General features: G+C 33.7%; 8 protein-coding genes. 1 reads left to right on the top strand and 7 read right to left on the bottom strand.

Going from position 1 to position 9448, the window contains the following annotated elements; all coding sequences use genetic code 11:
* Positions 1-515: 515 nt before the first annotated feature.
* Genes ZA05_RS10585 through ZA05_RS10575 form a run of 3 tightly spaced genes read right to left on the bottom strand, consistent with a single transcriptional unit; the run spans position 516 to position 4132 of the window.
* A complete protein-coding gene (locus tag ZA05_RS10585; RefSeq protein ID WP_053991652.1) occupies positions 516-851 on the bottom strand; it encodes an Hpt domain-containing protein in 336 nt (111 codons plus the stop codon).
* The gene (locus ZA05_RS10580) at positions 852-1238 is read right to left on the bottom strand and encodes a response regulator (protein ID WP_053991651.1); all 387 of its coding nucleotides are present in this window, start codon (positions 1236-1238) and stop codon (positions 852-854) included.
* A complete protein-coding gene (locus ZA05_RS10575; protein ID WP_082333746.1) occupies positions 1235-4132 on the bottom strand; it encodes an ATP-binding protein in 2898 nt (965 codons plus the stop codon). The genes ZA05_RS10580 and ZA05_RS10575 overlap by 4 nt, the downstream gene beginning before the upstream one ends.
* 118 nt (positions 4133-4250) lie before the next feature.
* On the opposite strand from ZA05_RS10575, the gene ZA05_RS10570 reads away from it, so the two are divergent.
* Entirely contained in the window at positions 4251-4988 is a 738-nt protein-coding gene (locus ZA05_RS10570) for a LytTR family DNA-binding domain-containing protein (protein WP_053991649.1), read from the top strand.
* Positions 4989-5403: 415 nt separating this feature from the next.
* Here the strand turns inward: ZA05_RS10570 and ZA05_RS10565 are convergent, their stop codons facing one another.
* Genes ZA05_RS10565 through ZA05_RS10550 form a run of 4 tightly spaced genes read right to left on the bottom strand, consistent with a single transcriptional unit; the run spans position 5404 to position 9438 of the window.
* Positions 5404-7278 (bottom strand): prolipoprotein diacylglyceryl transferase family protein, encoded by a 1875-nt coding sequence (locus ZA05_RS10565; protein ID WP_053991648.1) that lies wholly within the window; start codon positions 7276-7278, stop codon positions 5404-5406.
* Positions 7275-8036, bottom strand: coding sequence for a hypothetical protein (locus ZA05_RS10560; protein ID WP_053991647.1), 762 nt, complete (start codon positions 8034-8036; stop codon positions 7275-7277). Before ZA05_RS10560 ends, ZA05_RS10565 begins: the two co-directional genes overlap by 4 nt.
* Positions 8033-8632, bottom strand: a complete 600-nt coding sequence (locus ZA05_RS10555) for an ABC transporter ATP-binding protein (RefSeq protein ID WP_082333745.1) — start codon at positions 8630-8632, stop codon at positions 8033-8035. Before ZA05_RS10555 ends, ZA05_RS10560 begins: the two co-directional genes overlap by 4 nt.
* On the bottom strand, positions 8632-9438 hold the full coding sequence (locus ZA05_RS10550) for a hypothetical protein (RefSeq protein WP_053991646.1): 807 nt from the start codon (positions 9436-9438) through the stop codon (positions 8632-8634). Before ZA05_RS10550 ends, ZA05_RS10555 begins: the two co-directional genes overlap by 1 nt.
* Positions 9439-9448 lie beyond the last annotated feature (10 nt).

The following is a 9448-nucleotide window of genomic DNA, read 5'->3' as shown; positions in this document are numbered from 1 at the left end:
TGTGGCAGTATGCAACAAACTGCTCAAACAAGCATTTGCAATCGCAAAATCAGGGGTACGGTATAATGAGAATTTTGTGTCGAAATTGGTCTAAAAGAACTTGTTTTTTAACTCAGTTCTTTGTTGTAGCCAGTTTTTTTATCTGTCCCAACCATCAATTAAATACTTTTTTTCGGCTAATTTCTTTTCAATTCCTGTTTCTTTTAACTTAAACCACATTTCAAATCGAACAGGATAAAATTGTTCAAAAGTTCCTTCGTAAATAAGACTTTCTCCTTCGTAAAGTTTATAGTCATTTGATAAATCAGATATTTTGTTTTTTGAACTGTTGATTTGTTTTGAAAACCCCTTTAAAATGGCTAAAATTGACTATCAATGTTCAAAATTGAACAATTGCAATGGTTCGATTTTTTGTGATACAAAATGAATGAATTATAGTGTATGTAACAAGGTTCTGTGTGACTTAAATTCTTAATCCATGTTATGTCTGTCCTTTTTTTGTGTAAAAGCTGAGCCTATAGTTTCATTAAAATCTTCTGTAATTCATTTGCGGATTCTAAATGGATATTGTAGGCATTTTTAAAAACTATTTCAATGTCTTCAAGATTATTTGTTTTGATTTTATTTTCTATTAAAATTAAAAGATCTTTTAGGTCATTTAGCCCCATAAATTCAGCTTGAGGTTTTAAGGAATGGGCATTTATGCGAAGTTGATTCCAATTGCCTGAGACTAAACTTTCCTTCATTAGCCGAAAGGTATCAGGGGCCATATCTATGTATAATTGGATATAGCCCTTCATTTTGTTGACATCTCCTTTTGTGAATTTTTTTAAAAATGTTAAATCAATCATTTATACATTGGCTTTAAGGAGTTCATAAATTTCATTGTATGCTGCTTGCCCCTTCATAACATAGTGAGTTGCCCCATACATAATGGTTTGCGATGCCGTTCCATAGCTTTTTTGGCTTGAAAGCATAATTACGGGTAAATTTTTGTCCTGTTTTTTGATTTCCCGTAAAATATTAATACCGTTGGCTGCATTTTTTTCTTTTGAATTCAAATAGTAATCCAAAACAATGGCATCGGGATTTTTATGTATGTTTTTTAGGCAAGCTTCTCCCGTTGTGAAAGATTTGATATTAAAGCCGCCATATTGAGCTGCTAAATAATCGGATAACGATTCTGTAATAAAGGGGTTGTCATCCACAATGAAAACTGTTGGATTTTGATTCTTCATGATTGTTTGTTTTTAATGAGTTTAGAAATTTTTTGAATTAATAATTCTGTATTGAATGGTTTTCCTATAAAATCATCCATGCCAACTTCATAACATTTGTCTATTTCTTCTTTAAGAACATTGGCGGTCATAGCTAAAATGGGAGTATTTGATTTACCGTTGTCAAGTCTTCTTATATGTTTAGTAGTTTCGTAACCGTTCATGATAGGCATTTGAACATCCATAAGAATGATGTCGAAACTTTCTGATTTTAATTTCTCTAGGGCTATTACGCCATTTTCTGCTGTATCCACTCGAATGTCTTCAATGGTATCTTCCAACTCTTCCTGAGCTACAACAGCATTAAATTGGTTGTCCTCAACAAGAAGTATTTTGGACCCTTTTAATAGTTCTAAAAGTTTTTCACTGGATGGACTTTCTAATTTTTCGTTTGAAGCTATTTTGGAAATTGAATATGGAATGGTAAAATGAAATTCACTTCCCTGGCCTATTCTGCTTTCTACCCATATTTTACCACCTTGTATCTCTATTAATTTTTTGGAAATGCTCAACCCTAATCCAGTGCCTCCAAATTTTCTGCTGGTATCATTGAAGGCCTGTTGAAATGTTTTGAAGATTTTGTCAATTTGTCCTTTGTCAATGCCAATGCCAGTATCTGATACGGTAAAGTGTGCGTTCAATTTATTGTCAAATTGTCGAAACGTAACTGTAGTAGTAACAATTCCCTTTTCGGTAAATTTTATGGCATTGCCTATTAAATTTATAAGGATTTGATTTAATCTTGAGGAATCCCCTTTTACTGTAATTGGTTCTTGAGGAACATTTCTTTTTAGTTGCAACCCTTTTTCTTCGGCCTTAAACTGCATGATAGTATGTGCATTGTCAATTACCTGGCTTATTGAAAAGGGAAGGTGTTCCAATTCAACCTTTCCTGCTTCAATTTTTGAAATATCCAAAACATCGTTAATAATAGCCAATAAGGAGTCTGAGGACTGCTTAATGGCATTTAAATAATTTGTTTGGTCTTTCCGAGGTTTGCGGCGCAATAATATATCGGTCATTCCTTTTACCGCATTCATAGGGGTGCGTATTTCGTGGCTCATATTGGCCAAAAATTGGTGTTTTGCACGTTCGCTTGCCTGAGCTTTTTGTTTTTCGGACTCTATAATTTCGTTTTTATGTTTTAGTTGGGCTTCTGTTTTTTTTATAAAACGTAAGCGGGAATAAAGTGCAACTACAAATAGTAGGAGACCTAGTCCTAGGGCTATTAGAAGTTTTTTTGCGGATTTCTGTTTGTTGAGCTCTGTTTGGTGGTTTAGTTCGTTTTTCAGGTTTTGTTGAGCGATTTTTAAACTGTCCGTTAACCTTTCCTGGGCAAACTGATTTTCCAGTTCTAAACGTGTTACTTCTTCACTGTTTCTCAAGATGGCTAAGGAATCTTGAAGTTGAACATACTCTTGGTAGTTTTTCAGGGAATTTTTATAATCCCTCTGTTGTTCGGATGCTTGGTATAAAATATTATGGAGCTCTGAACTGTTGCTTAGGCTTTTCATATCCATAGCAAGACCAAGTTTTGCAGTAGCTATAGCTTTGTCATATTGTTTCAGACCTAAATAGGTCTGACTAAGAACTGTAAAAAATGGATTTTTATTAAAATTTTTTTTGTCTTGATAAAAGGGGTTTATCTCCAATAGCTCCTCTAGTGATTCTTTATAGTTTCCTGAAAGATTGTTGAGTTTTGCCCTGGTTCTTCTAGCTATCATATAACAGGGTTCACACTCTTTTTTGTTTTTCATGATTTGGAGTGCTGAATCAAGATGTTCTTTTGCTTTATAGGGTTCTTTGTTTTGGATGTATAGATTGGTTAACTCAATATGGGTGCCACCTATATAATTTGAATCATCAATTCTTTTTGCTCTTTTTAGGGCTTCAAATAAACCCCTTTCTGCTTCCATGTAGTTTCCTATTTCGGTATGGATTTTCCCCTTGTTTTGAAGTGTTTTTATTATGGCATATTCCTCTAATTTTTTGTATTCATTTTTCAATTCAACATATTTAAATACTTGGTTAGCATATCTTAATGCTTGGGGGTACTGATACGAAGTTGTGTAAAATGAACATAGGCTTGAATAGAGCTTCAGGAAATCTTTAGTCGTTTTTAAATTTTGTTCAATTTCAGGGATTATTGTCTCTAATAGCTCTTCGATTTTTTGAATTGAAGTATTCGGGCAGTCTAATTCAATTAAATGATTTAGCGAGTCAAATAAATTGTAACCTCTATTATAGGTGTCGTTAAATCTAAATGTCTCTATAGATTTTAGAAAGTACCCACAGGCCTTTTCATTGTCATTTAACTGGGTTAAATGAAAATAGGCCTTGGCAGAATAAAAAGAGGATACATTTTCTTTTTGAAGTCTACCCTCTAAAACTTTAAAGATATTAGTAATGCGTTCGATTGAGAATTTAGGGCAGTTTAATTCTTTAAGGACTGTTAAGGCCATTATGGTATAGAAGTCGTTATTTTGTTGCGTCAACAATTGGGTAACACTCAAATCCAAATATTCACAGGTCTTATCTTCACTATCCTCATTATTTGCATGAGTAATAGCGGCCACTAAATAAAATAATCCAAGATATTCTGTTGCGTTGTTTTGTTTGGTGATTTGAAGAGCTTCCTCTATTTCTAGTACGGCTTTGTTGACATATTCAGAATGTTCATCAGAATCCTCCATTGTATTTATTAAGGTGTAATAAGCTTTCACGCGTTCTAGGTCATCCATAGTTCTGTCGTTCCAGATGTTATAGAGAGAATCGCTATTTATGTTTTGAGATGTTGCCAATGCAGGCATCATCACAATAAGGATCATAATGGTTCTTGTAATGGAGTAAAGCATAGACTTTTTTTATTTACCTAAGGTAGCACAGGCTGGTGTCTAGATCTAAAAGAGAATTATCTAACGGTCTTTTTAATTATCCAACGGTTAAAATAATATTGTATATTAATGCTGAATTATGGATTCTATAAAGGCATTAATAGTTGAAGATAATAGCTTCATGGCCACAGTGCTAACCGATTTGCTTGAGCAGAGGCATAGGAATGTTGTTATTGCAGGAGTGGCTAATAATGGTTGTAATGCCTTGAAATTTATTACTAAACAGGAACCAGATATTGTTTTTCTTGATATTGAATTGCCCGATATGACTGGATTTGAAATGCTTAGTCAATTACAATCCATTCCTTTTAAAATCATTTTTACCACTGCGCATAGTCAATATGCTATTAAGGCATTTCGGTTTAATGCCTTGGATTATTTGGTCAAACCTATTGATGAAAACGAATTGGATGAAGCTCTAAATAGATTCAAAGCTTCTTCAAAAAAATCAAGTCAAGAGGAGGTAAAGGGGGCTTTACAAAATATTAATTCCAATTCAATCGAGAATCAGCGTTTAATTTTACAAACGCAAAAGGGGTATTTGAAATTCTTTTTAAAGCAGATTGCCTATATAGAGAGCGAGCGTAATTATAGCTGCATATATTTAAATGATGGGTCAAGAGAGTTGTCTTCCAAAACCTTGGCGTATTTTGAAAATGTACTAGATGACAAAGGTTTTTTTAGATCCCATAGATCATTTTTGGTTAACAAATCTAATATCGGCTTTATGAATGAAAATAGTTTTGTTATGAAGAATGGAGTAGAGGTTCCCATTTCCAAAAGAAAGAAAACGGACGCAAAAATTTGGTTTGCATGAGGATGGGGATTATCGATTCCGTTTCTTTAATATTTCAATATCTCTGTGATAATTCCCGTGATAAAAAAAAATATCACAAAAAGAATTTTTGTTTTTTGAACTGTTGATTTGCTCTCAAAAGCCGTGTGAAATGGCGGTTATTGACTGTTTTTGTTCGAAATAGAACTGTTGCAATGGTTCAATGTTTTGTGATACAAAAATGAAATTGTAATTCATTTTATTATGGATCAGGGACTTACATGTTGATTTTAGATGGTTTAATTTCTGGTGAATGATTGATAAGAGGTTTTGAAATTAATAATGTGCTATACATAGACGAAATAATAGTTTCTTTTTGGGGCTAGAACATGGTTGCTGATAGCAATAACGGTAATGAATGTGGTAAACCAACTAAAAATAGTGAGGAATTATTACATCAAACTAGTCTTGAAAAGCGAGTATTTGAATATGGAAAATCAATACCCATCGCGAAAGTAGTGAAAAGACCACCTATAGTTGCGGATAAAATTGTCTGCCATCCAAAATGGGAGGGAATACTTACTATTTCAATGTGAATAAAAGTCATAAAGATACCTACAAGTACTGATAAAATTGCCGTCCATTGATACAGTCTAAGGCCTTTTATAATAGGTGTTTGGACTTCTCCTCTATAGGCTTCTTCTACAAAGCGACCAATTCCAGTTAAAATTAGATAAAGTCCAAAAATGAAGGGTGATGAAAAATCATTAAACCAAAGTGATATTAAAAGGAATCCAACTAAAAAGAGCCAAATCATAGCATAAAGAGGAGTTGGGTGTAGCAATTCACCTTTTAAATGTGAAATTCCACAAACTCTTGAACGATGATGGAAATATTTAATGCCAATATTAGCATCGGGCACTTTACTTCCATGACAACAGCCATTTACTAAGCATCGCAAACGGCCAATTGCCTGTACCCATGGCATGGCTACTGATATAGCTCCTATTATAATCCAAACATTATATCCTAGAAGCCAAACAATAAGGCTCGCAAAAATAATTCCTACTAAAGCTCCATAATATCCATAAGGCCTTTTTAATTTTTCAGATCCTTCAATAATTTGTGCCCATAATGCTGAAAAAACTATAACAACAAACGAAAATATAAGGATGCCCCATGTATATGAATCGCCAATTAATACACCTGCAAGCAAAATGCCAACAAAAGAACCAAAGCCAACATAAAAACCATGATTAATAACTCTTACCTTGCCAAACACCCACTCTTGCCATGAATTAGCAATTTTTTCGGCGCTTTTTCTTAAGAAGTTCCATATTAAATTGTAATTACCGGCGATAAAGAAAATGCCAACGGAACTTGCTGTATAAAGTACTCCAGAACGGGCAAAGGTTATTTGTGAAACAATTATGGCAGAACCTATTACACCACTTATTACACCCATTAGCTTTGATTGCTTAAAAAAGGATTTAATCGAAAGTAATATTATAAAGGCAGGAACAAAGCAAACAATACCTTGTCGTAATGAGACATTTGGCTCTCCGATGCCAAGGCAAAGTAAGCTTGAGTAAGTGGAAATGAATAAAGCAAATGTGCACGTAATCACCCAATAACGTAAAAGTGAATTTCTCTTAATGAAAAAAGGTGTTAGGATGACAAAAAGTAAATATACTATTGGTAAATATCCATTCTTGTTATTCATTGGAGACATTAAAAGCTTGCTTGAAATGGAGTGTTGATTGTCATTAAATAAGTTAATAATGTAATTGCTTAAAAATAAAAGTCCAATTACCCAAAACAGAGAAACAAGGCTTTCTCTAATACCTGCTGGGAGGTCTGTTTTTCCGGGAACGTCTAAAACCGTTTTAATGCGTTCTTTTGGGAATCTATCTTTGAGGTCTATGGTTTCATACCCCATTACAAGAGCAATCATGGATAATATGGTTGTTGGAGCTACTAACCACAAACCACTTGCAGATTTGATCAATATAAAATATCCTATCATTAAAATTCCAAAACCCCAATAAATGGGATGTCTAAATAGTTTATATGGGCCACTTGTTACAAATTTTGACGGAGGGAAGGCATTCATGGGTAGTCCCTTTCCGTGTTTTTTTAAATGATACATGGCCCATAACATCAAAAGGGCACCCAATATAATCATTGCGTAGCCTGTAGCTGTCGAGTTGATTACGGGGGCTTTTATTGCGTCTTCAGTATATTTCGCCCAGACCATAAGCATCACAGGTAATATTATCAGAAATAGGGTAGCATATAAAGTTTTGTTGATTTGTGTGGTTCTCTTGTTCATTTGGTCCTCATTTTATAGAAAAAAATTAGCATGGAAAAAACTAAAAATACCAATCCATATAATATGCCATTAAAAGTAGCTGCTGCTGCAGAATAATCAGTTACGGCGGTAATGATGGCGGTTTGTGAAGGAAAATAAGCGGGCAGGAATTTTATGATCATTTGATTTTGAGCTTCTGCGTAGAACAAGGGGTTTTGCAACCATCCAACATCAATGTTTACAAGCAATACCACCATTAAAATCCCTTCTAATTCAGCTTTTATGAGACTTCCTATTACCAAACCATAACTACCATAAACAAATCCAATCAATATTAGCCCCATAATAAATCTGATAAGATGGTCAATGGAATAAAAAAAATTGGTGAGTAAGCCTACATAAATAGCAATGAGTACAATTATAAATAGTAAAGTGAGTAAAAAAGAAGTCAGCAGTTCAATGGGGTTGTAGCCACAAATAACGAGTCTTCGGTTTACAGCATTATTTTTTTGAATAAGGTTTAACGCCAGAAAAGAGACCAAAAAACCAGTTGATGCGACCGCGAAAAAAATGATAGAAATTCCTTTTTCACTAATATTAATAAACACATCATCTTTCAATGATGCCAATTGGAATGGAAGTAATCTATCGGAAGTGGTTAGCTCAACAATACTTAGAAAAAACGCTGGAATGACTAAAATTAAAACCATAACAATCTTTTGACGAAAAAGCATCTTTAGCGTCATCAATAATCCTGTTATGATTTTATGAGAGTTCATTCCAAAATCCCGTTTTCTAGATTATAGATATGGTCAAGTTTCTCTTTATCACTTAGTAGATGAGAAACAATTAAAATGGCACACCCCTGATTCCTTAGTTTTGCGGAGTAGTTCCAAAATTTTTGATAGGTATCCCAGTCAAATCCATTGTATGGCTCGTCAAGTATCAATAAATCAGGCTTCTTAATAAGCGCTATCGATAGGTTAAGCTTTTGTTGAGTGCCCCCGCTCAAATTCTTGATTTTTTCATGTTCATATTTCTTGAAATTGAAGTGCTTCAACAGCTCTTCAGATAGCTCATAAGCTAGTTCGTTGTTAATACCGTATGCAATAGAAAAGTATCTGAAATGTTCTTGAACAGTTAAATGAGGAAAGAGTAATGCTCTTTGCGGACAATATCCAATTCTACCGTTTCTATTTACATTCCCATTGTTTGGTTTTCGGATGCCAACAATTATTTCCATTAAGATAGATTTTCCAGAGCCATTTTCACCAACAATACCCGTAATTGTACTGGTATCCAGTTGAAAAGAGATATCCTTCAACACTTTGTTGCTACCAAAAGATTTCGAAATATGTTCTGCTTTTAAAATCATTAATCTTGAGTATTAAAATTTACCCATTCATGTATAGCCTTTCCTTTGGCTATAGTGCCATCCTTTTTTTTTAGTTCACCATTGCTCAGCCATTTATAGCTTTTGGCCATTAAAAATTGATGGGGCATTAACGCTTTAAATCCAGGTAGGTATTTCAAAAGCTTTTGAACAAGGTTGAATATTATTTTTTCAGATTCCAATTCTATTTTGCGATCTAATTTGAGTGTGAATGATTTTTCAGTCGATGAAATGCTATCATCTTCAATACAACAATCGGTTATTTTTTCACCATTAAGCCACAGCCATTGCTGTCTGTTTTCTTTTCTGAGTTCAATCCAAACTAAAGTATCTTCAAAAGATTGGAACCTTCCCCAGCGTAGATCATTCATAGGAATATGCCACGGAAGCGTAGTAAGAATCAATTGTTCTACATAACCTTTCCCTTCTAAAATAATGTTATTCATGTTTAGTTTCACCGAAGATGCAGGCTGAAAACAATTCCAGTCAAGATAACCATCTTCATCTTCAAATATTCTGGTATGAAGTGGTTTGCCTATTGGGCTCCAACTTCCAAAAACTTTAAACTTATCGTCTTTCCAAGTAATTAAATGGTCTTTTATTTCAGGTGTTTGTACATTAAAAAAATGTGATTTTACCTTTACGTTATTTTTTGTAGAGTAATGAATACAACTGGCATAATGAGCAGTAAAACCTTTCCAGGACAATATTGCACAATAAAAAATCATAGTTTCATCATTGTTTCCAATAAAATCTAGAAACCATTTATTTAGATGAAAATTAGACATTATCTTGTAA

Origin of the sequence: Mangrovimonas sp. TPBH4 (genome assembly GCF_001280505.1) — a bacterium.
GTDB lineage: Bacteria > Bacteroidota > Bacteroidia > Flavobacteriales > Flavobacteriaceae > Mangrovimonas_A.
This window is presented reverse-complemented; position numbering and strand designations above follow the sequence as displayed.

What these genes read in the sequence shown, in the direction of transcription:
- ZA05_RS10585 (WP_053991652.1), bottom strand. Translation starts at nt 851, where the DNA reads ATGATTGATTTAACATTTTTAAAAAAATTCACAAAAGGAGATGTCAAC.
- ZA05_RS10575 (WP_082333746.1), bottom strand. Translation starts at nt 4,132, where the DNA reads ATGCTTTACTCCATTACAAGAACCATTATGATCCTTATTGTGATGATG.
- ZA05_RS10565 (WP_053991648.1), bottom strand. Translation starts at nt 7,278, where the DNA reads ATGAACAAGAGAACCACACAAATCAACAAAACTTTATATGCTACCCTA.
- ZA05_RS10555 (WP_082333745.1), bottom strand. Translation starts at nt 8,632, where the DNA reads ATGATTTTAAAAGCAGAACATATTTCGAAATCTTTTGGTAGCAACAAA.
- ZA05_RS10560 (WP_053991647.1), bottom strand. Translation starts at nt 8,036, where the DNA reads ATGAACTCTCATAAAATCATAACAGGATTATTGATGACGCTAAAGATG.
- ZA05_RS10580 (WP_053991651.1), bottom strand. Translation starts at nt 1,238, where the DNA reads ATGAAGAATCAAAATCCAACAGTTTTCATTGTGGATGACAACCCCTTT.
- ZA05_RS10550 (WP_053991646.1), bottom strand. Translation starts at nt 9,438, where the DNA reads ATGTCTAATTTTCATCTAAATAAATGGTTTCTAGATTTTATTGGAAAC.
- ZA05_RS10570 (WP_053991649.1), top strand. Translation starts at nt 4,251, where the DNA reads ATGGATTCTATAAAGGCATTAATAGTTGAAGATAATAGCTTCATGGCC.